Origin of the sequence: Micromonospora chokoriensis (assembly GCF_000718555.1) — a bacterium.
GTDB classification, from domain to species: domain Bacteria; phylum Actinomycetota; class Actinomycetes; order Mycobacteriales; family Micromonosporaceae; genus Micromonospora; species Micromonospora chokoriensis_B.
Genome location: NZ_JOAN01000022.1, coordinates 108734 through 132119, shown reverse-complemented (window position 1 = coordinate 132119; position 23386 = coordinate 108734). Strand labels below are relative to the sequence as shown.

Annotated in this window: 22 protein-coding genes; 15 read left to right on the top strand and 7 right to left on the bottom strand. The window is 73.0% G+C overall.

Annotated elements, in window-relative coordinates:
* Positions 1 to 10: 10 nt before the first annotated feature.
* The 3 genes from IF46_RS0126125 to IF46_RS0126115 form a co-directional block, all read right to left on the bottom strand.
* Positions 11 to 1081: an AI-2E family transporter gene (locus IF46_RS0126125; protein ID WP_030491028.1), complete on the bottom strand. Its 1071-nt coding sequence runs from the start codon at positions 1079 to 1081 to the stop codon at positions 11 to 13.
* Positions 1082 to 1139: 58 nt separating this feature from the next.
* The gene (locus IF46_RS0126120; RefSeq protein WP_051724181.1) at positions 1140 to 1934 is read right to left on the bottom strand and encodes a spermidine synthase; all 795 of its coding nucleotides are present in this window, start codon (positions 1932 to 1934) and stop codon (positions 1140 to 1142) included.
* A 115-nt stretch (positions 1935 to 2049) separates the two neighbouring features.
* Complete coding sequence (locus tag IF46_RS0126115) at positions 2050 to 3018, bottom strand: DUF2267 domain-containing protein (RefSeq protein WP_030491026.1); 969 nt, start codon at positions 3016 to 3018, stop codon at positions 2050 to 2052.
* Positions 3019 to 3219: 201 nt separating this feature from the next.
* Between IF46_RS0126115 and IF46_RS0126110 the strand changes: the two genes are divergently transcribed.
* Positions 3220 to 3534 carry a hypothetical protein gene (locus tag IF46_RS0126110; RefSeq protein WP_030491025.1) on the top strand — a complete coding sequence of 105 codons (315 nt, stop codon included), beginning with the start codon at positions 3220 to 3222 and terminating at the stop codon, positions 3532 to 3534.
* A gap of 71 nt (positions 3535 to 3605) precedes the next feature.
* Here the strand turns inward: IF46_RS0126110 and IF46_RS0126105 are convergent, their stop codons facing one another.
* Positions 3606 to 3944, bottom strand: coding sequence for an STAS domain-containing protein (locus tag IF46_RS0126105; protein ID WP_036393275.1), 339 nt, complete (start codon positions 3942 to 3944; stop codon positions 3606 to 3608).
* Between the two features lie 172 nt (positions 3945 to 4116).
* Between IF46_RS0126105 and IF46_RS0126100 the strand changes: the two genes are divergently transcribed.
* The 5 genes from IF46_RS0126100 (at position 4117) to IF46_RS0126080 (ending at position 8534) form a co-directional block, all read left to right on the top strand.
* On the top strand, positions 4117 to 5877 hold the full coding sequence (locus tag IF46_RS0126100) for a PP2C family protein-serine/threonine phosphatase (protein WP_030491023.1): 1761 nt from the start codon (positions 4117 to 4119) through the stop codon (positions 5875 to 5877).
* Positions 5874 to 6911: a cobalamin B12-binding domain-containing protein gene (locus IF46_RS0126095; protein WP_051724180.1), complete on the top strand. Its 1038-nt coding sequence runs from the start codon at positions 5874 to 5876 to the stop codon at positions 6909 to 6911. The genes IF46_RS0126100 and IF46_RS0126095 overlap by 4 nt, the downstream gene beginning before the upstream one ends.
* 121 nt (positions 6912 to 7032) lie before the next feature.
* On the top strand, positions 7033 to 7380 hold the full coding sequence (locus IF46_RS0126090) for an STAS domain-containing protein (protein WP_030491021.1): 348 nt from the start codon (positions 7033 to 7035) through the stop codon (positions 7378 to 7380).
* A gap of 71 nt (positions 7381 to 7451) precedes the next feature.
* Positions 7452 to 7898, top strand: coding sequence for a response regulator (locus tag IF46_RS0126085; RefSeq protein ID WP_030491020.1), 447 nt, complete (start codon positions 7452 to 7454; stop codon positions 7896 to 7898).
* 114 nt (positions 7899 to 8012) lie between these two features.
* Positions 8013 to 8534, top strand: a complete 522-nt coding sequence (locus tag IF46_RS0126080; protein ID WP_030491019.1) for a hypothetical protein — start codon at positions 8013 to 8015, stop codon at positions 8532 to 8534.
* Positions 8535 to 8558: 24 nt separating this feature from the next.
* Here IF46_RS0126080 and IF46_RS0126075 read toward each other — a convergent pair whose 3' ends face one another.
* From IF46_RS0126075 to IF46_RS0126065, 3 genes are all read right to left on the bottom strand, one after another.
* Positions 8559 to 9398, bottom strand: a complete 840-nt coding sequence (locus tag IF46_RS0126075; RefSeq protein WP_030491018.1) for a hypothetical protein — start codon at positions 9396 to 9398, stop codon at positions 8559 to 8561.
* 409 nt (positions 9399 to 9807) lie between these two features.
* Positions 9808 to 10233, bottom strand: coding sequence for an OsmC family protein (locus IF46_RS0126070; protein ID WP_030491017.1), 426 nt, complete (start codon positions 10231 to 10233; stop codon positions 9808 to 9810).
* Between the two features lie 88 nt (positions 10234 to 10321).
* Positions 10322 to 11269: a serine/threonine-protein kinase gene (locus IF46_RS0126065; protein ID WP_030491016.1), complete on the bottom strand. Its 948-nt coding sequence runs from the start codon at positions 11267 to 11269 to the stop codon at positions 10322 to 10324.
* Positions 11270 to 11460: 191 nt separating this feature from the next.
* On the opposite strand from IF46_RS0126065, the gene IF46_RS0126060 reads away from it, so the two are divergent.
* The 9 genes from IF46_RS0126060 to IF46_RS0126015 all read left to right on the top strand — a co-directional run bounded on the left by IF46_RS0126060 (position 11461) and on the right by IF46_RS0126015 (position 22979).
* Positions 11461 to 11691: a hypothetical protein gene (locus tag IF46_RS0126060; RefSeq protein WP_030491015.1), complete on the top strand. Its 231-nt coding sequence runs from the start codon at positions 11461 to 11463 to the stop codon at positions 11689 to 11691.
* 119 nt (positions 11692 to 11810) lie between these two features.
* A complete protein-coding gene (locus IF46_RS0126055; RefSeq protein WP_420063594.1) occupies positions 11811 to 12551 on the top strand; it encodes a response regulator transcription factor in 741 nt (246 codons plus the stop codon).
* Positions 12529 to 14034 carry a sensor histidine kinase gene (locus IF46_RS0126050; protein ID WP_084598053.1) on the top strand — a complete coding sequence of 502 codons (1506 nt, stop codon included), beginning with the start codon at positions 12529 to 12531 and terminating at the stop codon, positions 14032 to 14034. Before IF46_RS0126055 ends, IF46_RS0126050 begins: the two co-directional genes overlap by 23 nt.
* Positions 14035 to 14078: 44 nt before the next feature.
* On the top strand, positions 14079 to 16424 hold the full coding sequence (locus IF46_RS0126045) for an ArnT family glycosyltransferase (RefSeq protein WP_030491012.1): 2346 nt from the start codon (positions 14079 to 14081) through the stop codon (positions 16422 to 16424).
* Positions 16425 to 16429: 5 nt separating this feature from the next.
* Positions 16430 to 17695 (top strand): bifunctional glycosyltransferase family 2/GtrA family protein, encoded by a 1266-nt coding sequence (locus IF46_RS0126040; protein ID WP_030491011.1) that lies wholly within the window; start codon positions 16430 to 16432, stop codon positions 17693 to 17695.
* Positions 17696 to 17939: 244 nt separating this feature from the next.
* Positions 17940 to 18089 carry a hypothetical protein gene (locus IF46_RS34910; protein ID WP_165947858.1) on the top strand — a complete coding sequence of 50 codons (150 nt, stop codon included), beginning with the start codon at positions 17940 to 17942 and terminating at the stop codon, positions 18087 to 18089.
* A gap of 17 nt (positions 18090 to 18106) precedes the next feature.
* Positions 18107 to 19537: a class I SAM-dependent methyltransferase gene (locus IF46_RS0126025; protein WP_030491010.1), complete on the top strand. Its 1431-nt coding sequence runs from the start codon at positions 18107 to 18109 to the stop codon at positions 19535 to 19537.
* Positions 19530 to 21533 (top strand): sulfatase-like hydrolase/transferase, encoded by a 2004-nt coding sequence (locus tag IF46_RS0126020; protein ID WP_030491009.1) that lies wholly within the window; start codon positions 19530 to 19532, stop codon positions 21531 to 21533. The genes IF46_RS0126025 and IF46_RS0126020 overlap by 8 nt, the downstream gene beginning before the upstream one ends.
* A gap of 162 nt (positions 21534 to 21695) precedes the next feature.
* Complete coding sequence (locus IF46_RS0126015; protein WP_030491008.1) at positions 21696 to 22979, top strand: citrate synthase; 1284 nt, start codon at positions 21696 to 21698, stop codon at positions 22977 to 22979.
* The last annotated feature ends 407 nt before the right edge of the window (positions 22980 to 23386 follow it).

Genomic DNA, 23386 nt, shown 5'->3' with positions numbered 1-23386 from the left:
CCGGTCAGAGTCAGGCGGAGCGGGCCGGACCGGCCGGCGGGGTGGTCCGGAGCCGGCGCGGGCCGTACTCGCGCAGCAGGGTCTGGATGATGCCGGCGGCGGGGATGGCCAGCAGCGCGCCGAGCAGACCGGCCAGCTCCGCCGCGAGCAGCACACTGATCAGCACGGTCAACGGGTTGAGCCGCACCGCGCGAGACAGGATGAACGGCTGGAGCAGGTGGTTCTCCAGCTGCTGGTAGACCACGAAGAAGACAAGCACCACCACCCCGGCGGTGGGGGAGTGCAGGAAGGCCGCGCCGGTCGCGATCACCGCGCCGAGGGTGGCGCCGACCAGCGGTATCAGGTCGGCGACCGCCACCAGCAGGGCGATCACGGCCGCGAACGGCACCCCGGTGAGGGCCAGGACCACGTAGGTCAACGCCCCGCAGATCACGCTGATCAGCAGGTTTCCGGTGAGGTAGCCGGTGACGGTGCGCGACACCTCCCGGCCCACCCGGCGCAGCCGCTCGCCCCGACCGTCCCCGGCCGCCGCGAGTACGCCGCGGGTGATCCGCGGCGCCTCCAACACCATGAGGTACGCGAGCACGACGACAGTGAGCAGCCCAGCGACCGTCTCTACGACGCCGCGCAGCACGCCGACAGCGGGTTGGCGCAGCCGGGTGCCCAGGTCGCGCAGCTGGTCGGAGTGCTCGCTGACGTAGCGTCGCGCCCCGGTGCGCTCCAGCACCTGCCCCAGCGGGCCCCGGCCGGCGCGGGCGTCGCGCAGTAGCTCGGGCGCCCGGTCGGCGAAGCGGCCCACCTCGTCGAACAGCGGCACCAGGATGAGCGCGGCCAGGATCGCCAGCAACACGAACGCGGCGAGGAACACCAGCAGGGTGGCCAGCGCCCGACGCCGGACGAAGCGGCGTTGCAGCCGGTCGACGAGGGGTTTGAGCGCGACGGCGAAGAACGCGGCGACCACCGCCCAGACCAGCACCCGCCGGGTCGCGTACACGAAGGCCAGCGCGAGCGCGGTCGCCAGCACCAGACCGATCACGATCAGGGTGCGGCGGGTGGTCTCCCGATCGGCGGTGTTGCTCATCCGGCCCGCCTTCCCCGCGCGCGCCGTCGGAAACCCGGCTTTGCGGGCACAACGGCGATCAGCGGCGGGAGGTGTCGTCCGCGTCGGTGACGGGGTGGGCGCCGGCGACGAAGGTGTCGAGCGCGGTGGCGTGCAGCAGACCGCCGGGCACCGGATCGCGCAGGGCGGCCACCGCCAGCCGGGCCACCGGCAGCCCGCCGGGGCGGGAGGTCGCGGCCAGCACCAGGTTGCCGTACCGCCGGCCGCGCAACATCCGCCGGTCGCCGACCACGCACACGTCGGCGAAGACCGCCCGCAACGTGGCCACCTGCACCCGGGTGTCGACAAGTGGCGGCAGGTCCGTGACGTTGACCAGGTACAACCCGTCGGGGCGCAGGACGCGGGCCACCTCGGCGGCGAACTCGACGGTGCGGACGTGCAGCGGCATCCGGGCCGCCCGGTAGATGTCGGCGATCACCACGTCGTACCCCTCGGGTGGGGTGGCGGTGAGCGCGTCGCGGGCGTCGGCGACCTCCACGCGCACCTCTGGCGGCAGCGGCGGCAACTCCCGGGCGACCAGCTCGATGACCGCCGCGTCCCGCTCGACGACCCGTTGCGGGGACCCGGGCCGGGTGGCGGCCAGCCAGCGGGGCAGCGTCAACGCGCCGCCGCCCAGGTGCAGAACGGTCAGCGGGGCGCCGGCCGGGGCCGCCACCTGCACCGCCGCGGCGATCCGTCGCACGTACTCGAAATGCAGGTGCCGGGGATCCTCGACGTCCACGTACGACTGCTCGACCCCGGCGGACAGCAGGGTCCGCCCGGTCCGGCGGGCCGGGTCGGCGACCAACTCCAGCCGGTCGGCGGCGCGGTTCATGTTCGGCACGCTAGTCGAGCCCAGAGTCCGGCCCGTCCGGGGCCCGGCACGGCCGACGGGCCGGCGGAGCGGGGTTTCCCCCGGCCCGCCGGCCCGCCGACGTCGCGGTGGCCGGTCAGCCGCTGGCCATCCCGGCCCCCACCTCGTCGATCGCGTCGTCGATCTGACGGGCGAGGTCCACGTCGAGCGCGGTCACCCCGTTGGCCTGGCTGGTCCGCACGGTCAACACGGCGGCGGTGTCACCCGGCCGTCCGATGCTCGGGCCGCGTCCGTTGTCCTGGCGGATCCGGTCGAGCCGGTCGAGCACCCGGTCCAGGTTGTCCGGCGGCAGCGCGACCACCCGGTAGAGGCCCTGGCCGTCGCCGGTCCAGTACGGCAGGTCGTCCAGCGCCGCGCTGATCTCGTCGGCGTCCAGGGTGGGTGTGGTGGTGGAGGCGCCCACGAGCCCGCCGCCGGCCTCCGGCGGGTTGAGCAGGTCGCGCAACCCGTCAGGTACGTGCAACGACTCGATGAGGTCGCCGTCCTGCTCGGCGAGCGCGGCGATCGTCGCCTCCGCCTGGTATCGGGCCTGCTCCGGGGTGTTGCCGCTGATCCGGCCCACCTCGGCCAGGAAGCCGGGCAGCTCCTGGTGCCGCTCGATGCCGTCGACCGGCAGCACATCGTGCAGCGACGACGGCACCGCCGCGAGCAGCCGCTGCCGCTCGGCGGCTTCCAGGGCGAACGCGAGGACCAGCACGGTCGCCTCGGTGCCGACCTTGGCCGTCTTGAAGTCGACCCCGGAGCGACGCCGGACCTCGTCGACCAGGTCGTGGTAGCCCATGTTGCGCACGCCGCTCGGCGGGGACGGCTGGGGCCGCGGATTGTCGGCGCTACCGACCGGAGGCGGTGCCGGCCCGCCGCGCGTGGTGTCCGGTTTGTGCGGTCCGGCCGGTGGTGGGCCGGCCCGCTTGCCGGCATCGAGGCTCTTGAGCTGCTTGGAGGCGCTCAGGCTGGCGCCGAACTCGCTGGGCTGGCGACCCTGTTCGCGGGCCTGCCGGGCCAGCGCCCGGCGCCGCTGGTTGTCGCCCTCCATCTGCTTGCGCATGGTGGCACCCCTCTCGCTTCGGGATCGTGGCTGTGCCAGTCGCCTTCCCGCCGTCGGAGAGGACGAAACGGCGGCCGCCGGCCGGGTCGGGTCGGCCCGCGCCACGCTTCATCCGCCCGGGGTGAGGGGCGCTCACCCGCCCGGCCCGCACGATCAGGTCAGGACCGGAGTTCTTCCGAGGTACGCGGAAGGAAGGCCGTCATGAAGGAGATTGTCGAGATCGTCCCCGCCCGACCCGGCTGGTACGCGCGCTGGCAACTCACGCCCGAGGAGACCAGGTGTTACCCGGTGAGCCTGTGGGCGCTGCTGGAGGAGGCGGACGGAACCGGCCGCGAGGTGATCGGCATGGACTGCATCGGTCAGTGGCCCGGCGCGGACGACAACGAGGCGGGTGGGCAGTTCGTCCGCTACCTGTACCAGACGCCTGATTCGGGAGAGCCCGAGGACGTCGACTCGACCCCGGTCGGCGAGCTACGCGAGAACGGCCCCCGGCTTCAGCCGATGACGGCACCCTAGACATTCCTCCGGCCCCCGACCCCAGGTCCCAGGGTCGGGGGCCACCCCGTCCGCGCGGGGTGGCCGGCGGGTCAGCCGATGGCGCGTACGTCGCCGTCGGCGTACGCCACGGCCAGTAACTCACTCAGGCCGGTGCGGTCCAGCATGCGCTGGAGCTGCGGGCTGACCCCGGTCAGCCGGATCGCCCCGGCGGCGCGGTGCACCACCAGCAGCGCGCTGAGCCCGGAGGAGTCGCAGAGGGTCACGCCGGTCAGGTCGACAAGCACCGGGGCGTCGCCGTCGCCGCGCAGTTCGGCTGCTGCGGCGACCAACTCGGGCGCGGTGTCGTAGTCGAGTTCACCGGTCAGCCGGAGTCGGACGTGCCCGGCGGCGAGCCGGGTTGTCTCGATGGTCAGCAGCTGCTCGGACATCCTTGCATTTTCCCAGTCGCGCGAGGAAACGCAAAGCGGGGGGCGGCGGCGCCCGCTACCTGCTCTGAGATGCCGCTATCGGCGTCGCGGCGTAGGGTGGGCTGGAGAGTTTTGACCGTAGACGCCGGTTCCGGCACGGGTTCGGTGAATGACAAGGAGTGAGGCTCAGCTGGTGACTGCTTCCGACGTCAGGGACTACGACCCGGGCGACGGACGGCTCTCCACGCCGAGCACGACACGACCCTCGGCGTGGTCCGCCGACGTTCGCCCCCGCCCGACGGTGGCCCTCCCGCCGCTGGCACCCGACCCTCGGCAGGCAGCGCCCGACTGGTTCGAGGTCGTCGAGCACTTCCGTGAGGGCCTGGTGGTCTGCGACGCCGATGGCGTCGTGCGGCACGTCAGCCCGGTGGCCGAGCGGTTGTTGCCCGAGGTGACGCCCGGCGAGCTGCTCAGCGCAGCCGGTGTGCCCGCGCTGAGCGAGGGCGCCCCGGCCGGCTTCATCCATCGCGGGCGTCAGCTCACCGCGCGCCAGGTGCCGCTCTCCGATGCCCGTTGCTGCTGGTACGTCGAGGACGTCACCGACAGCGCCAGCCGCGCCGACGCGCTGCTCGCCGAGCGGGCCCGCTCGGCGTTCCTGGCCGTGGTCGGCGACAAGTTGGGCAACCCCCTGCACCCCGACCGGGCCGCTGCCGCGATCGTCCGACTCGCCGTGCCGGCCCTGGCCGAGGTCGCGGTGCTGGTGCTCGCCCCACGGGCTGGTCGCGCCCGGTGGTGGCGCGGTTCGCGCACCGACGACGAGGCGCCGACGGTGGACAGCGGCGTGTTGGCCGGCGGTGACCTGCCGGCCGCCATCGCAGACGGGCTGACCGGCGTCGAGCCGCACGCGGTGGACTGGCTGGTCGAGCAGGCCGTCGACGCCGGTTGGCTGCCGGGGCTCGCCGGCACCGAGAGCGCCGCGCGGGTCGTCCCGCTGCCGGGCCGCGACGCGCCGGTCGGTGTGCTGCTGGTGGCCCGCCGCGCCACCCGCTGGTACGACGAGGCCGACGTGGAGCTGATCCGCGCCTTCGCGGCCCGCGCTGGCGCGGCGTTGACCACCGCGCTGCTCTACCGCGACCAGGCGGAGGTGGCCGACACCCTGCAGGCCAGCCTGCTGCCGGTCGAGCCGGTCGAGGCGGCCGGCGTGCAGTGGGGCACCGCGTACCGGCCCGCGCAGGCGGGGCTGCGCATCGGCGGCGACTTCTACGGCTCGCACCGCCTCGCCGACGGGGGTTCGGTGTTCTTCCTCGGCGACGTGTCCGGCAAGGGCGTCGAGGCCGCCGTCTTCACCGGCCAGCTGCGCCAGTGCCTCCAGGCGCTGCACCGGTTGGAGTCGCACCCCGCGCGGCTGCTGCGGCTGCTCAACGACGCGCTGCTGGAGACGACCCAGGCGCACGGCCAGGGTCGCTTCGCCACCATCGTGCTCGGGGTGGCCCGTCCGGAGCGCGACGGTGGCCTCACCCTCACCATGGCCGGTGGCGGGCACCTGCCACCGCTGGTGCTGCGCGCCTCCGGCGAGGTAGAGGCGGTGCCGCTGCGCGGCATGCTGATCGGGGTGGTGTCCGACCCCCGCGTCGGCGAGGTGACCGTGCGGCTGGCACCGGGCGAGACCTGCCTGCTCTACAGCGACGGGGTGACCGAGGCCCGGGGCGGCCGGCGTGGCGACGAGCTGTTCGGCCCCGAGCGGCTGGTCACCGCGCTCACCGGCTGCCAGCGGATGCCCGCGCCGGCCCTGGCCGAACGGGTCGAGCAGGTCACCTGCGACTGGCTGGCGCAGGGCGACCACGACGACATCGCTGTGCTGGCGCTGCGGGCGGCCGGCCTGAGCGCTCGCGGGGCTCGGCACCTGCACTCGGTGCCCGCCGGCCTCGACCAAGCAGGGGAGACTCCCGCGTGACCGCCGCCACGGCCGCCGTCGACCTGGACGACGCGTACTCCGGCTACCTGGACTGCCTCGCCGACGCCGACGAGTACGCCGCCACCGACCTGGCGATCGCTCTGCTCGACGCGGGTGTCCCGGCGGAGCGGGTGTTGCTCGACCTGGTCGCGCCTGCCCAGGCCGAGGTGGGCGAGCGGTGGGCACGCAACGAGTGGAGCGTCGCCCAGGAGCACGCGGCCACCCACATCAGCGAGCAGGTGGTGGCGGCGGTGTCCGCGTACGCCAAGTCACGGCCGACCCGCGGCCGGGTGGTGGTCGCCTGCATGGACGGCGAGTGGCACGCGCTTCCGCCCCGGTTGGTGGCCGAGGTGCTGCGGTTACGTGGGTGGCAGGTGACCTTCCTGGGCGCCAGCGTGCCGGCGGCGCACCTCGTGTCCTACCTGCACCGCTACGACGCGCACGCGGTCGCGTTGGCGTGCGCGCTGCCGATGCGGCTGCCGTACGCCCATCGGATGATCGAAGCCTGCCGCCGTTCGGACGTGCCGGTGGTGGTCGGCGGGCGCGGGTTCGGCGCGGATGGTCGGTGGGCGCGTCGGCTCGGCGTGGCCTGGGCGCCGGACGCGCCCTCGGCGGCCGAGCTGATCTCCGACGAGCGGGCGTTGCGCGGGGTGCCGGCGGCGCGGCTGGCGCACCTGGCCGACGACGAGTACGCCAGCCTGCTGCGCCGTCGTGGTGAGCTGATCGACAGCGCGTTGGCGGAGCTGCGGGAGCGGGTGCCGGCGGCACGCGAGTACACCGCCGCCCAGCTCGACGCGACCGTGAGCGACCTGGGTCACATCGTCGATTTCCTGGCGGCGGCGGTCTACGTCGACGACGCCTCGTTGTTCACCGAGTTCGTGCAGTGGCTGGCGGGGATCCTGCGCAGTCGTGGGGTGCCGGCTGGGGCGGTCGCCCTGCCTCTGGAGCACTACGCCGCCGCGTTGCGGGACTTCCCCCGGGCGGGGCGGATGTTGGCGCTGGGATGCGCGGCGCTGCCCGCCACGGCCCACTGACCGACCCCGCCGCTGGCCCCGGATCGATCACCGCGCTCGGGGGCCGTTCGGTCAGCTCTGCGTATACTTGCCGGACTGCAAACGTCCCACCCGAGGGTGGGGTGGAGCGAGGGGGAGAACGGTGACGTTCAGCGTCAGCTACGTCGAGCGCGACGGTGGTGGCGCCTGCCTGCGGCTCGTGGGCGAGTTGGACCTGAGCACCGCCCCGGAGCTGACCGCCGCGATCGATCGACTCACCGCCGCCGGCGAGACCCGGGTGCTGCTCGACCTCACCGACCTGACGTTCTGCGACTCCACCGGGATGGCCGTCTTCGTCCGGGGTGACAATCAGGCGGCGGCCGACGGGGGTTGGCTTCGGCTCACCGGCGCCAACGGCCGTGTCGATCGGGTGCTGCGGGTGACCGGCCTGGCCGACGTGCTGCGCTACGAGCCGGAGTCGGTCGACCCGGCGTCCCGTGCCGCCCCCTGATGGGCTAGATTTCCCCGCCAGCGCGGTGACCGTCAGGGGTCCCGTCCCGGCCGACCCCGAGGCAGGTAGTGATGGGCGCAGACAGCCCGCAGCCGGTACGCATCCTGGTGGTCGACGACGACCCGGGTGACGTGCTGATGATCGAGGAAGCGCTGGCGGACTCCGACGTCGACAAAATCATCGATGTGGTCAGCGACGGCGAGGAGGCGATGGAGTTTCTGCGCGCCGAGGGCCGGCACGAGCAGGCCCGTCGACCGGACGTGATCCTGCTCGACCTGAACATGCCACGGATGGACGGTCGGCAGGTGCTCGGGGCGGTCAAGCAGGACGAAGATCTGCGGACCATCCCTATCGTCGTGCTGACCACCTCCAACGCCGACACCGACATCGTCGGCAGCTACACGTTGCAGGCCAACGCGTACGTCACCAAGCCGATCGACCTGGACGACTTCAACGACGTGGTCCGCCGCATCGACGAGTTCTTCGGCCGGGTGGTCGTGCTGCCCAAGCGCCTCTGACGCCGGCGCCACCTGCGCGCATGCTGAACATTTTCCCCGAACCCCCTCGGCCGCCGCGGTCGCGGCCGAGGATCCAGGTGGGGAAGTAACAGCAGCTGCCTGGGGGGCGACAGTATGAGGTTCTCCGTCGTTGAGACCGGTTACGACCAGCGGCAGGTGGACTACTGCCTGGACGAGTTGGGGATCCGGCTGTCCCGGCTCGCGGCGCGGGCTGAGGACGCGGCCGGGGCCGCCCCGGAGTGGGACGAGATCCGCCAGGAAGCGGCCGGGCTCAGCGGCCTGCTGCAACGGCTCGACCTGGGCGACGCCGCCGTTACCCGGCACGCCGGTGACGCGGTGCGGCGTGAGGCCGCCGAGCTCCTGGCCCAGGCCCGGGTCGAGCTGGACGAGGCCCGCGAGGAGGCACGACAGGTACGGGAGCGGGCGTACGCGGAAGCCGTGCAGTCCCGGCGCGACTTCGAGGCGGCGCTGGACGCCCGTCGGCGGCGCGAGGCCCGGGTGGACGAGATCCTCGACCAGGTGACGGCCGATCAGGTGCCCGCCGACACCCCGACCGCGGCTGCCGGCGTACCGGGCAGTCGCGTCGGAGTCGGCGGGCCCGACACGGCCGCCGAACCCCCACCCGGCCGTCGCTGAGCCGCGCGGGAGCAGGTGCCTGGCTCAGGTGGTGAGCGCCGCCACCACGGTCGTCGCCCGGTCCTCGTGCTGGGCGTACGCGTCCGGGAAGGCGGAGATCTGCACGGCCTGGGCGGCGGCGGTGACGCTCATGTCCTGCCAGCCGGGGATCTCGTTGAGCGCGGTGTAGAAGGCCCGCGCGGCGTACGACGGACGCATCAACTGGGCCACCGTGCCCCAACCGCTGCTCGGCCGTTGCTGGAACAGCCCGACCGAGTCGTGGTCGGAGCCGCTGCCCTGGTTCGGGTACTGCGCCGACTCCGGCAGGACGGCGCTGGCCAGGTTGTAGAGGTTGCTCTCCTGCATGGCGGTGGACAGCGCCACCACCAGCGCCCGGCGCGGCATCTTCATCTCCAGGCCGACGTCCACGATGATCTTCGCGTTGTCCATCTGCGCCTGGTCCAGGCCGGCCACCGGCCGGGGCCGGCGGGGTTTCACCGGCTTCTTGGGCGCCTTGCGGACGGCGGCGCGCGTGGGCGTGGGCGTCGCCGTCGGGCTGGGCAGGACCCGTGCGGGGGCGACGTCGCGGTCCAGCGACCGAGAGGCGCGCTCGTCGGCGATACTGGCCCGTTCGGCCACCGCCTCGGCGAGCGGCTCCACCGTACGAGACGTGTCGTCGTTGCCTCGGGCGGTGGTGACCGCGACGAGGCTGAGACAGCAGGTGACACCGGTGGCCAGCGCCACCCGGACCGGGGCCGAGCCCAGCAGGGCGCGCCGAGGCGGCTCGGGAGCGCGGTGACGGCCGATCGTCCGTTCGGTTGATGCGGCGTCGTCCGAAGGGGTGGTCGGGCGGGCGTCGGTCAGCTTCTGGTCGTCGGGATGCACCTGCCGAGGCTAAATAGCTGACTGCTCGATGCCACCAGCCCGAACGGTGGCATGCGCCACAATTTGCCCTGATCGTGGCGACTTTAGCGGGCAAAACGAGAGCGAAGCTAACCAAAGGTGTGGATCACGCCAGACGGTTATTCCCGACTTGCCGGCGCAATGCGGTCGTACCGCCAACCCGTCGAACGGCCCCTCGACCACTTTCCGGGCTCACCCGAACGTCTGAGACCCCATCCAACGAACGGCCCCCTCCGTCCCCACATCCCGTCCCTGCAGGGCTCGACGGGGCCGGCATGCCCTGCAAGATCGTGCTCGATCCAGGAAGTAGGGGCCTCGACCACGAATCGATGCCACTACAACCAGGATCGAGCACGATCTTGCTGATGGACCCATCGAATGGGCCTGCGCGTTAGTGTCGGCCGTTCTCCGCTGGGGTCACGGTCAGACGGTGTCGGGTGGTGTCGCTGCTGGAGAAGGGCCAGAGCCGGTCGGCGTACTCGACCAGGTCGGCCAGTTGATCTCGGCTCAGGCCGGCTGATGAGATCTCCGCGTGCACGTCGGCCCGGTATCGGCCGTCGTTGTCGCGTCCGAGCTTCGCCTCCGCCCGGACCTGGACCGTGTGCGCCTCGTCGGTGATCTCCCCGGCCACCTCCACCGCCGCGTGATGCAGGCAGGAGGCGAAGGCTGCGGCCAGCAACTGTTCCGGGGTCAGCCCGGTGCAGTGCGGCGCCAGCGGTGAGGCCAGCGCGGTGGAGAGCCCGCCATCGTCGGTGCGTACGTGACCGCCCTCGGCGGTCGCTGTGGCCTCACGCAGCCAGGAACTCTGATCCGGCATCGCGTTTCTCCCGTCGCTCACCAGGTCGGCTACCCCGCTGTGGCCCGGCGAAACGCTGCGGCCCGGCGAAACGCCGAGGGCTGCGCGGTCAGCGTCCGGCGGGCAGGTGCGGCTCGTCCACCACCGCTACGGCCTCGGTGGCCTCGGCGGCGGCCCGTTCGGTCCACGGTGACGTCGGTGCCGGCGGACGGGCCGCGGGGAGCGTCATCGGCACGTACACCCGGGCGTCCACGGCCTCGGCCAGCAGCAGCGCGGCGACCAGGCTGGTCGGGCGCTGCCCGGGGTCGTCGGCGAGGCAGGAGTGGCACAGCTCGGCGACCTCCGGCGGGAGCCCGTCGATGTCGGGCAGCGGCTCCGGTGGCTGACAGCGGCGTACGTCGAGCAACTCGCTGGCGGTGGCCGCGCGGTAGGGCAGGCGGGCGGTGAGGCTGTAGTAGAGCAGCACGCCGAGGGCGTACATGTCGGCGGCCGGGGTGGCTGGCGCCTCGTCCAACTGCTCGGGTGCCAGGTATGCCGGGGTGCCGAGCACCATTCCGGTCGGCAGCGGGTCGAGTGTGCCGGCGGCGATGGCGATGCCGAAGTCGAGCACCTTCACCCCCGCCGGGGTGAGCATGACGTTTGCGGGCTTGACGTCGCGGTGCACGATGCCCTCGGCGTGTGCGGCGGCCAGCGCGGCGGCGACCTCCGCGCAGACCCGCACCGCGATCCGCCAGTCCAGCGGGCCAGCGCGTAGGTGCGCGGCGAGCGTCTCACCCTCGGCCAGCTCCATGACGATGTAGGGCACCGGTCGGCCGGGCCACGTCGAGGAGGTGCCGAAGTCGTGCACGCTCGCCACGTTCGGGTGCACCAGGCGGGCCGCCGAGCGGGCCTCCGCGCGGATCCGGTCCACCGGGCCGTCCCGGTCGTCGCGACCGGGCGCGATGAGCTTCACCGCGACCGACCGGGCCAGCACCTGGTCGTACGCCCGCCACACCTCGGACATCCCGCCTACGCCGATACGCTGTTCGAGCCGGTACCGCCCGTCCAGCGTGCGCATCGACCACTCCTCGCCCTCGCCCACCCCACAGCAGGTTGCTCAGGCTGCGGTACCCGAGCCTCGAACTGGGCAAACCGCCGTCGGAGCGAGAGCGGCGCACCCCGCTGCGTCAGGGCGGCGGGTGCGGTAGCTTGCGAGCCAGAGCCGGTGTCACCGATTGTGCCGGCACGGTCACCCGAGGGGACGCCGCGATGAGCGAGGTCACCGTACGTTTCGTCGGCGGGCCCGCGGACGGCCTGGTCCGGCTGCTGCCGGCCGGGTCGGACGGCGCACCACCGCAGCGGTGGGTCATGCGGCACCCGGACGGCACGGGCCCGGTGCAGCCCGGCCCGGACCACCTCTACGAACGCGACCGGCCCGACGAGGCGGGCGGGTGGAGCATGCGGTTCGTGCGCACCGACGCGTACGGGGTATCCGAGTGACCACGAGGCGGGGCTGACCGGTGGCGCCGCCGGCAGCACGTCGACCCGGCCGCACAGCTGGCACACAGCTTCCGCAGGGGTCCGGTACAGGCGTCGCGGCCACGATGGGGGGCATGGTCATGAACGGGCAGGCCGCGCCGAGCCGGATCGAGCTGCGTCGCCCCGACGGTGAACCCGTCCGGGTGCTGGTGGTCGACGACGAACCCACCCTCACCGACCTGCTGTCGATGGCCCTGCGCTACGAGGGCTGGCAGGTCCGCAGCGCCGGCAACGGCATGGCGGCGTTGAGCGCCGCCCGGCAGTTCGAGCCGGACGCCGTGGTGCTCGACGTGATGCTGCCCGACCTGGACGGGTTCCAGGTGCTGCGCCGGCTGCGCGAGCACGCCCCCACCGTGCCGGTGCTCTTCCTGACCGCCCGGGACGCGGTCGAGGAACGCATCGCCGGGTTGACCGTCGGCGGCGACGACTACGTCACCAAACCGTTCAGCCTGGAGGAGGTGATCGCCCGGCTGCGCGCGCTGCTGCGCCGCTCCGGTTTCGCGGTCGCCGCCCGGGAGGAGGCGGTGCTCACCGTCGGTGACCTCAGCCTCGACGAGGACAGTCACGAGGTCCGTCGGGACGGCCAGCTCGTCACCCTCACCGCGACCGAGTTCGAGTTGCTGCGCTACCTGATGCGTAACCCGCGCCGGGTGCTCAGCAAGGCGCAGATCCTCGACCGGGTGTGGAACTACGACTTCGGCGGCCAGGCCAACGTGGTGGAGCTGTACATCTCGTACCTGCGCAAGAAGATCGACGCCGGCCGGGCGCCGATGATCCACACGCTGCGCGGCGCGGGCTATGTCCTCAAGCCCGCCGAGTAGCCGCCGCCCGCTGCGCGCCGCCCGTGGGTGGCTGGCCGGGCGCTCGCTGCGTACCCGATTGGTGTTTGCCCTGCTCGCGTTGCTGGCGTTGGTCAGCGTCGCCATCGGCGGCCTCACCACGGTGGCGCTGCGGCACTTCCTGGTCGACCGGCTCGACGCGCAACTGGACCCCGCGACGGCCATGCGGGGGGACCGTCCGGGCCGGCCGGCGTTCCCCGGCAACGGACCGGGCATCCCGCCCGGTTTGCCGTCCGGCGCGGTGGTCGCCGAGATCACCGACGGCCGGGTGACAAGCGCCCGGACCTTGACCAACAGCGCGTCCAGCGCCAACCCGTTCCCCGACGAGCAGTCCGTCCCGGTCGGGGAGGTCGCCGCACTGGCGGCCCTGCCGGTCGAGGCCGCGCCGCGCACCGTCGATCTCGGCGCTCGCGGCGACTACCGGGCCGTGGCCCGGCAGTACTGGGACGGCCGGGTACGCGTCGTCGCGATCCCCCTGGCCGGCGTCCAGGAGATCGTCTGGCGGATGATCGCGGCGCAGGTCGGGGTGGCCGCCGTCGGGCTGCTTCTCGCCGGCGCCGCCGGCGCGCTGATCGTGCGGGCCACCCTGCGACCACTCAACCGGGTGGCCGCCACCGCCACCCGCGTCACCGAGTTGCCCCTGGACCGCGGCGAGGTCGCGCTCGCCGTCCGGGTTCCGGCCGCCGACACCGACCCACGCACCGAGGTCGGTCAGGTCGGCGCGGCGCTGAACCGGATGCTGGGCCACGTCGCCGACGCGCTCTCCGCCCGGCAGGCCAGCGAGATGCGGGTACGCCAGTTCGTCGCCGACGCCAGCCACGAGTTGCGCACGCCCCTCGCGGCGATCCGCGGCTACGCCGAGGTGGCCCGGCGGGGCCGCGACGAGGTCCCCGCCGACGTGGCGCACGCGCTGCGCCGGGTGGAGTCGGAGAGCACCCGGATGACAAGCCTCGTCGACGACCTGCTGCTGCTGGCCCGCCTCGACAGCGGCCGGCCGCTCGCGGTCGAGCCGGTCGACCTGACCGCCCTGGTGGTGGACGCGGTCAGCGACGCGCACGTCGCTGGCCCCGACCACCGCTGGCAGCTCGAACTGCCCGAGGTGGCGATCCGGGTGCCCGGCGACGCCGCCCGGCTGCACCAGGTGGTGGCGAACCTGCTCACCAACGCCCGGGTGCACACCCCGCCGGGCAGCACGGTCACCACCACGCTGGCCGTCGACGGCGCCAGCGCCGCGCTCACCGTCGCCGACGACGGGCCCGGGGTGCCGGCGCAACTGCAACCGGAGATGTTCGAGCGGTTCGCCAGGGGCGACAGCTCCCGGTCCCGTGCGCACGGCAGCACCGGCCTCGGCCTGGCGATCGTCGCGGCCGTGGTGGAGGCCCACCACGGCACCGTCGGGGTGGACAGCCGTCCGGGTCGGACACTGTTCACCGTCCGGTTGCCGAATCCCACAGCTGACGCATAGTTCGCGCACGGCGTCGCGCCAGGCGAGCCCTCAAGGCTGGCGGCATGGAAACAACAGAGACCCTGTCGGACCAGCCCGCCGCTGCGGAGCCGCCGCCGCCAGTCACGCGCCCTGACCAGCACTCGCCGCCGACGCGCAGCTCGTCGGCCTGGGCTCGGCCCGCGCTGGTGATCCTGCTGCTCGCCACCGGCGTGCTCTACCTGTGGGGCCTGGGCGCATCCGGCTGGGCCAACTCGTTCTACGCGGCGGCCGTGCAGGCCGGCTCGGTGAGCTGGAAGGCGTTCCTCTACGGCTCGTCGGACGCCGCCAACTCCATCACCGTCGACAAGACGCCCGCGTCGCTGTGGCTGATGGCCCTGTCCGTCCGCGTCTTCGGGATGAACAGCTGGGCGATGCTCGTGCCGCAGGCGCTCTGCGGGGTCGCCTCGGTCGGCGTGCTCTACGCGACCGTGCGGCGCTGGTACGGGCCGGCCGCCGGTCTGATCGCCGGAGCGGTCCTCGCGGTCACCCCGGTGGCGACGCTGATGTTCCGGTTCAACAACCCGGATGCGCTGCTGGTGCTGCTGCTGGTCGCCGGGGCGTACGCCACCGTGCGCGCACTGGAGACGGCCAGCACCCGGTGGATCGTGCTGGTTGGTGTGCTGGTCGGCTTCGGCTTCCTCACCAAGATGTTGCAGGCGTTCCTGGTGGTGCCGGTCTTCGCTGGTGTCTACCTGCTGGCCGCGCCGACCGGGCTGTGGCGGCGGGTGCGGCAACTGCTGCTGGCCGGGCTGGCGGTGCTGGTCTCCGCCGGCTGGTGGGTGGCGCTCGTCGAGCTGGTCCCGGCCAGCGCCCGCCCGTACATCGGCGGCTCGCAGGGCAACAGCATCCTGGAACTCACCCTCGGCTACAACGGCCTCGGTCGGATCACCGGCGAGGAGGTGGGCAGCGTCGGCGGCGGTGGTCCGCGCCCGGGTGGTGGCGCTGGGGGCCCGTTCTCCGGGCAGACCGGCGTGCTGCGGATGTTCGGCGGCGAGATCGGTGGTCAGGTCTCCTGGCTGCTGCCGGCCGCGCTGATCCTGCTGGTGGTCGGCCTGCTGCTGGCCGGTCGGGCGACCCGCACCGACCGCACCCGGGCCGGGCTGGTGCTCTGGGGCGGCTGGCTGCTGGTCACCGGACTGATCTTCAGCTTCATGTCCGGGATCTTCCACGCCTACTACACGGTGGCGCTCGCACCGGCGATCGGCGCGCTGGTCGGCATCGGCGTGACGCTGCTCTGGCAGCAGCGTCGACCGCTACCCGCTGCGGCCGGCGTCCAGCCTGGACCGACGACCGCAGCCACCGCGACCGCAGCCCCCACGACGGCTGTCGAGGGCGAGCCGCTGCCCGCGTCCGCCGACGGGGCTACTGCCGGCACACGCTGGCAGCGCCTGCGTCCGCTCGCTGCCACGGCGACGCTCGCCGGCACGCTCGCGGTCACCGTCTGGTGGGCCTGGGTGCTGCTCGGGCGCAGCCCCGACTGGTACCCGTGGCTGCGGACCACGGTGCTCGTCGCCGGCCTGCTCGGCGCGGTGCTGCTCCTGCTTGTCACCCGACTGCCCCGCCGGTTGGTGCCGGTGGTGCTGGGCCTCGGCGCGGCGGCGGCCCTCGCGGGCCCTGTGGCGTACGCGGTGCAGACCGCCGCGACCCCGCACACCGGGTCGATCCCGAGCGCCGGCCCGTTCGTGGCGGGCGGGTTCGGCCGGGGCGGTTTCCCCGGTGGGCGACCCCCCGGCGGCATGGAGTTGCCAGCCGGCGGCCAGTTCCCCGGTGGCTTCCCGGGCGGGGGTCAATTCCCCGGCGGCGGCCAGTTCCCGGGCGGCGGCCAGAACGGTGGCGGCCAGTTCCCCGGCGGCTTCCCCGGTGGGGGCCAGTTCCCGGGCGGGGGCCAGAACGGTGGCGGCCAGAACGGCGGCCAGATGCCGGGCTTCCCCGGCGGTGGTCGCAACGGCGGGCCTGGTGCCACCGGCGGCCAGGGACGCTCGGCCGGTGGGGGGATGGGCGGGCTGCTCGACGCCCGCGAGCCCAGCGCCGCGCTGCGCGAGCTGCTGGAGCGCGACGCCGACGACTACACCTGGGTGGCGGCGACCGTCGGCTCGAACAACGCCTCCGGCTACCAGCTCGCCACGGGCGAGCCGGTGATGCCGATCGGCGGGTTCAACGGCAGTGACCCGTCGCCGACCCTCGCGCAGTTCCAGCGGTACGTGGCCGACGGGAAGATCCACTACTTCATCGGTGGTGGTGGCTTCCGGGCCAATGGCGGCAGCTCGGCCTCCCAGGAGATCGCCGCCTGGGTCGCGGAGACGTTCACGGCGCAGACCGTCGACGGGGTCACCCTCTATGACCTCAGCGCCGCTACGGAGGCGTCGTGACCCCGCTGGGCGGCACCCGGGCCGCCGTCCAGGCCCGACCCACCGCCGCCGGTGCCGTGTTGGACGTGGTGATCCCGGTCTACAACGAGGAGACCGACCTCGGGCCGTGCGTACGGCGGCTGCACGCCCATCTGAGCGCGCACTTCCCGTACCCGTTCCAGATCACCATCGCCGACAACGCCAGCGTCGACGACACCCTGAAGGTGGCCGACGGCCTCGCCGGTGAGCTGCCCGGCGTCGAGGTGCTGCACCTGGACGCCAAGGGGCGGGGGAGGGCGCTCTCCGCCGCCTGGTCGGCGTCGTCCGCGCCGGTGCTCGCGTACATGGACGTGGACCTCTCCACCGATCTGGCGGCGCTGTTGCCGCTGGTCGCGCCGTTGATCTCGGGCCACTCCGACCTGGCGATCGGCACCCGGTTGGCGCGTACCTCCCGGGTGGTGCGCGGCGCGAAGCGGGAGGTGATCTCCCGGGCCTACAACCTGTTGCTGCGCGGCGCGTTGGCGGCGCGGTTCTCCGACGCGCAGTGTGGGTTCAAGGCGATCCGCGCGGACGTGGCCGCGGAGCTGCTGCCGCTGGTGCGCGACACCGGTTGGTTCTTCGACACCGAGCTGCTGGTGCTGGCCCAGCGGGCCGGGCTGCGCATCCACGAGGTGCCGGTGGACTGGGTCGACGACCCGGACAGCCGCGTCGACATCGTCGCCACGGCCCTGGCCGACCTGCGCGGGGTGGGTCGGCTGGGCCGGGCGCTGCTGACCGGCGCGTTGCCCCTGGCCGAGCTGCGCGCACAGCTCGGCCGGGCGCCGCTGAGCGGGCCGCGTGCCCAGCCGGCTGAGACGCCGCTGACCGGGCCGGGTGCGCAGGCCGGGCAGGTGCCGGTCGGGTTGCCCCGGCAACTGGTCCGGTTCGCGGCGGTGGGGGTGGCGAGCACGCTCGCGTACCTGCTGCTGTTCGTGGCCACCCGGGGCCTGCTCGGCGCGCAACCGGCGAACCTGCTGGCGCTGCTGGTGACCGCGGTGGCGAACACGGCCGCGAATCGGCGGTTGACGTTCGGCATCAGTGGCCGCCGGCACGCCGCCCGGCACCACGCGCAGGGGCTGCTGGCCTTCGCCCTCGGTCTGGCGTTGACAAGTGGCGCGTTGGCCACCCTGCACGCCGTCGCCGCCGTGCCGGCCCGGCCGGTGGAGCTGGCCGTGCTGGTGGCCGCGAACCTGGCCGCCACCGTGCTGCGTTTCGTGCTGCTGCGCCTCGGCATGCACCACCGGCGTAGCTGAGTCAGTCGCCCAGCATCTCGGTGAGGACCTCGACGACGCGTCGCGTGTGACGCCCGTCGGGGTCCTCGTCGGGTCCGCCGTCCCCGGCCACATTCTGTGGCGAGGCTGGGAGTACGCCGATGTGCCCGCGACGGCGATGACGACCGGCGTACGGTGAGGGACAAGTACGGCTTTCTGGGTCAAAAGCCTCATAGGTGTACGCCTGGGACGCCGGTGTCGAGACGGCGAGGGCAAGGAGCCATCGGTGGAACATCTGGCCTACCTGGACGCGGGGTCCGGCAGCCTGATCGTGCAGGCGGTCGTCGGTGGGGTGGCTGGCGCTGCGGTCGCCGCGAAGCTCTACTGGCGACGGCTGGTCGACCGGTTCCGCCGGCAACCCACCGACCAGCGCTGAGCGGGCCAGTCCCGACGATGGCGATCTCACCCATACAGGTACGGCCCGAGCCGGCCTCCTTCCGCGACCCGGCCAACCGGGTCTTCCACGTCGGCGACGAGGTGCTGCGCGGGCTGGACACCCAGGCCGCCGCGCACTGGCGGGCACTCACCGGCAGCACGTTCTTCCCGGCGCTCGTCGCCGCGCGCAAGGTCTGCGCCACCGAGGACGCCCCACCAACGCTGGTGCCCGCCGCGACCGGGACGCGGTGGGCCGCCGTGCTGCGCCACGAGCGCATCCCGTTCGTCTCCCACCCGTACGAGTGGTCGTTCAGCATGCTGCGCGACGCCGCCCTGCTGCACCTGGAGATCCTGAACGCCGCGCTCGGCGAGGGCTTCACCACCAAGGACGGCTCGGCGTACAACCTGCAGTGGCGCGGCGCCGAACCGGTCTTCATCGACATCGGCTCCTTTGAGCCGGTGCGCGACGGCGAACCGTGGGCCGGCTACCGGCAGTTCTGCCAGACCGTGCTCTACCCGCTGATGCTCACCGCCCACCTGGGTGTGGACTTCCAACCGTGGCTGCGTGCCCGGGTCGACGGCATCGAGGCCGACGAGCTGCGGCCGCTCTTCAACGGTGCCCGCCGGCTGCGCCCCGGCGTGCTCACCCACCTGCACCTGCACGGGGCCATGCAGCAACGCAACGCCGCCGCCAGCACCAGCGACGTACGCGACCAACTGCGCGCCGCCGGCTTCTCCCGGGAGTTGCTGCTCGCCACCGTACGCGGCATCGAGAGACTGGTCCGCAAGCTGGATCGCCGCCCACCCGAGAGCCACTGGTCGGACTACCAGCGCACCTGCGGCTACACGGCCCGCGACCGGGTGGCGAAGGAGCAGTTCGTGGCCGTCGCGGTGGCCGCCGGCACCCGCCCCCGCCTGGTGCTCGACCTCGGCGCCAACGACGGTCGGTACTCCCGGCTGGCGGCCGGGCACGCCGACTACGTGGTCGCCGTCGAGCAGGACCCGACGGTGGTCGACGAGCTGTACCGACAGCTGCGCTCCGAGGGGCAGCGCCGCATCCTGCCGCTGGTGCTGGACCTGGCCGACCCCTCACCGGGTGGCGGTTGGCGGGGCGTCGAGCGGGCCGGCTTCGCCGAGCGGGCGTCCGCCGACGTGGTGCTCGCCCTGGCCGTGGTGCACCACCTGGCGATCGGGCGCAACGTGCCGCTGCCGGAGGTCATCGACTGGCTCGCCGGGCTGACCGCGCCGGGCGGCGCGGTGGTGGTGGAGTTCGTCCACCCGGAGGACCCGATGGCGACCCGGCTGCTGGCCAACAAGCCCGCCGGCCTCTTCCCGGACTACCGGCGCGACACCTTCGAGACGTTGCTCGCCGCCCGGGGGCGGATCACCGACCGGCTGGAACTGCCCTCGGGCACCCGCACGCTCTACCGGACGGTGATGGGTGGCTGAACAGCGATGGTTCCACGGCTGGCGAGGTGAGCTAAGTCGGCTGCTGGAGATCGTCGCGCTGGTCGGGCTCGTGATCACCCAACCACTGCTGGACGTGCTCGGTCGTAGCCCCGACTTCTTCCTCTTCCACCGCGCCGACCCGGCCCAGATCCTGCTGCTGGTCGCCCTGGTGACGGCGGTTCCCACGGCCGGGGTGGCGCTGCTCGGCGCCCTCAGCCGTCTTGCCGGCCGCACCGCCCGCGCCGTCACCCACACCGGGTTGGTCGGGCTGCTGCTCGCCGCTCTCGCCGTGCAGGTGGGCCGGCACGGGACGCCGCTTCGAGGCGTACCGCTGCTGCTGGTGGCCCTGCTGGCTGGCGCGGCCGGCGCGGCCGCACACCGGCGGTGGCGGGCGCCGGGCCGGGTGCTGCGACTGGCCGCCGCCGGCCCGGTGGCCTTCGTGGCGCTCTTCCTGCTCGTCTCACCCACCTCGGCGGTGGTCCTGCCGCGCGGCGACGGTGGCGCGGCCGGCACCGCGCAGGGCTCGGCCGGGCACCCGCCGGTGGTCATGCTGATCCTCGACGAACTGCCGCTGGTAAGCCTGCTCGGCGCGGACGGGAAGATCGACGCCGCGCGCTACCCGCACTTCGCCGAGTTGGCCGGCGGCTCCACCTGGTACCGCAACTCCACCGGGGTCAGCGGGTGGACGCCCAACGCGCTGCCCGCGATGCTCACCGGCCGCTACCCGGCGCGGTCGGTCGCCCCGCACTACTCGCAGTACCCGGACAACCTCTTCACCGCCTTCGGCGGCCTGTACGACATCCGCGCCGAGGAGAGCATCACCCGCCTCTGCCCACCCAGCCGCTGCGAGCAGCCGACCACCCCGGAGCAGGGGCTCGGCGTGCTGGTCCGCGAGACCGGCAAGCTGCTCGGCCAGGTCGCCGGCCCAACCGAGAGCGCGGTCGACCCGGAGGACTCGTACCGCGAGCAGACCCGGGCCGAGGCCGGCCTGGACGCCGCCGAGCCCGTCCCGGCCGACCCGAAGTTCCGCTGGGACAGCCTGGACGACAACCAGCCGGCCCGGTTCACCAGCTTCCTGGCCGGGCTGAAGCCGACGACCCGACCCACCCTGCACTTCCTGCACCTGCTGATGCCGCACTCACCGTGGGCGTACCTGCCGTCCGGCGCGCGCTACGACGCCCCCGAGGACCTGCCCAACGATGGTGCCGGCTGGGTCGACCTGGCCCGGCAGCGGCACCTGGCCCAACTCGGCTACACCGACCGGCTGATCGGCGAGACGCTGCGGACGCTGCGCGCCAGCGGCCTCTACGACCAGGCCCTCGTCGTGGTCACCGCGGACCACGGGGTCAGTTTCCGGGCGGGCGCCCAGGGCCGGGGCATGGACGCCATCAAGGCCGCCGCCGGTGAGGTCGCGTGGGTGCCGACGTTCGTCAAGGAGCCCCGGCAACAGACCGGCCGGGTGGACGACCGCAACTGGGAACACGTCGACCTGCTGCCGACTGTGGCCGACGAGGCCGGCGTCCGGCTGCCCTGGAAGGTCGACGGGCGCTCCGCCCGGCAGGCCCCCCGCACCGACGCGACGAAACACTTCTACGACCGCCCCGGCGAACCGGTCACCTTCCCCGGTGGCGTGCCCACCCCGCCACCCCTGCCGACCCCGCACCCCCTGGTCGGCACGCAGGTGCAGAGCGGCCCGGCCGCAGGCAGCGCCCGGGTGGCCGACCTGGCCGCGTTCACCGCCACCGACCCGGACACCGGCACCCTCCCGGCGCTCGTCTGGGGAGACGTCCCGGACCGGATCCCGGACGGCACCCTCCTCGCCGTCGCCATCAACGGCCGCGTCGGGGCCGTCGTCCCGGTGGTGCCGGCCGACCCCGGCGGACGCCGGTTCGCCGCGCTGCTGACCGACGACAAGCTCTTCCGTGCCGGCACCAACACACTCGACGTCTTTCAAGTTTCGGCGGACGGTACGCTGCGGCGTCTCGCTCTGTCCTGACCCAATCTCGTGCACCGGGACGAGGGTTTCCCGGCGGCGCGGTCGGGAATCGGGTGACGCATACCTCACCGCCGAACCACGGCGGGCGTTGTCCCCCGAGCCGCAATTACGGTAGAAGCGAAGGCAATTCAACGTAGATCTGCCGGCGAAGCGAGGAACCACATGACGGAAGTCAAGCTCGATCACCCCGGTGGGCAGCTGTCGATGCCGGTGCATCCTGCGGTCGAGGGCCCCGCCGGTATCGGGGTGAGCAAGCTGCTGAAAGAAACCGGGATGACAACGTACGACCCCGGTTTCGTCAACACCGCCGCTGCCTCATCCGCGATCACCTACATCGACGGCGACGCGGGGATCCTGCGTTACCGGGGGTACCCGATCGAGCAGTTGGCCGCGAAGTCCTCCTTCCTGGAGGTCTCCTACCTGCTCATCTACGGTGAGCTGCCGACCGAGCAGCAGCTGACCGAGTTCACCGAGTGGATTCGGCGGCACTCGCTGCTGCACGAGGAGATGCGGCGCTTCTTCGACGGCTTCCCCCGGGACGCCCACCCGATGGCGGTGCTCTCGTCCGCGGTGAGCGCCCTGTCCACCTTCTACCAGGACAGCCTGGACCCGTTCGACTCCGAGCACGTGGAGATCTCGACGGTCCGGCTGATGGCGAAGGTCCCCACCATCGCCTCGTACGCGTACAAGAAGTCCATCGGTCAGCCGCTGCTGTACCCGGACAACTCCCTCGGGTACGTGGACAACCTCCTGCGGATGACGTTCGGCGTGCCGGCGGAGCCGTACGAGGTCGACCCGGTGATGTCGAAGGTGCTGGACATGCTCTTCGTCCTGCACGCCGACCACGAGCAGAACTGCTCCACGTCGACCGTGCGCCTGGTCGGCTCCAGCAACGCCAACCTGTTCGCCTCGGTCTCGGCCGGCGTGAACGCGCTGTTCGGCCCGCTGCACGGTGGCGCCAACCAGGCGGTGCTGGAGATGCTCCAGCAGATCCACGCCGGTGACGGCGACGTCCGGTCCTTCGTCCGCAAGGTCAAGGCCAAGGAGGACGGCGTCAAGCTGATGGGCTTCGGCCACCGGGTCTACAAGAACTACGACCCGCGGGCGGCGATCGTCAAGAAGGCCGCGCAGGACGTGCTGGGCCGGATGGCCAAGCCGGACCCGCTGCTGGACATCGCCATGGAGCTGGAGGAGATCGCGCTCGCCGACGACTTCTTCGTCTCCCGTCGGCTCTACCCGAACGTGGACTTCTACACCGGCCTGATCTACAAGGCCATGGGCTTCCCGACGAAGATGTTCACGGTCCTCTTCGCGCTCGGCCGGCTCCCCGGCTGGATCGCCCAGTGGCGCGAGATGATCAACGACCCGGAGACCAAGATCGGCCGTCCGCGGCAGGTCTACGTCGGTGCCGCCGAGCGGGACTACGTCCCCTTCAACGAGCGCTGACCTCTCGTACTGAAACGGCAGGCCGCCAACCCCTCGGGGTCGGCGGCCTGCCGCCCTTCCGCGCCCACCCCGGTACGTGGCCGCCCCGCGCGGGCGTACCGGCGTGACCGCCGCGCGCTTGCGCTGGCGTGACCGCCCTACCTTCCGGCGTGATCGCCGCAGCGCTTGCGCTGGCGTGACCGCCCTACCTTCCGGCGTGATCGCCCCACCTTCCGGCGTGACCGTCCCGCGCCGTCCCGCACCAGCCCCGCCCAGCGCTGCCGGGCCTCCGGGCTTGATCGACTCGGGTTCCTTGAAGGCGTGGTGTCCGTCGCGCTGGGATGCCCCGACTTCCTGAAAGCCGAGTCGATCACGACCCGGGATGGCCCGGTTTTCAGGAAGCCGAGTCGATCAAGCCCGGAGGCGGC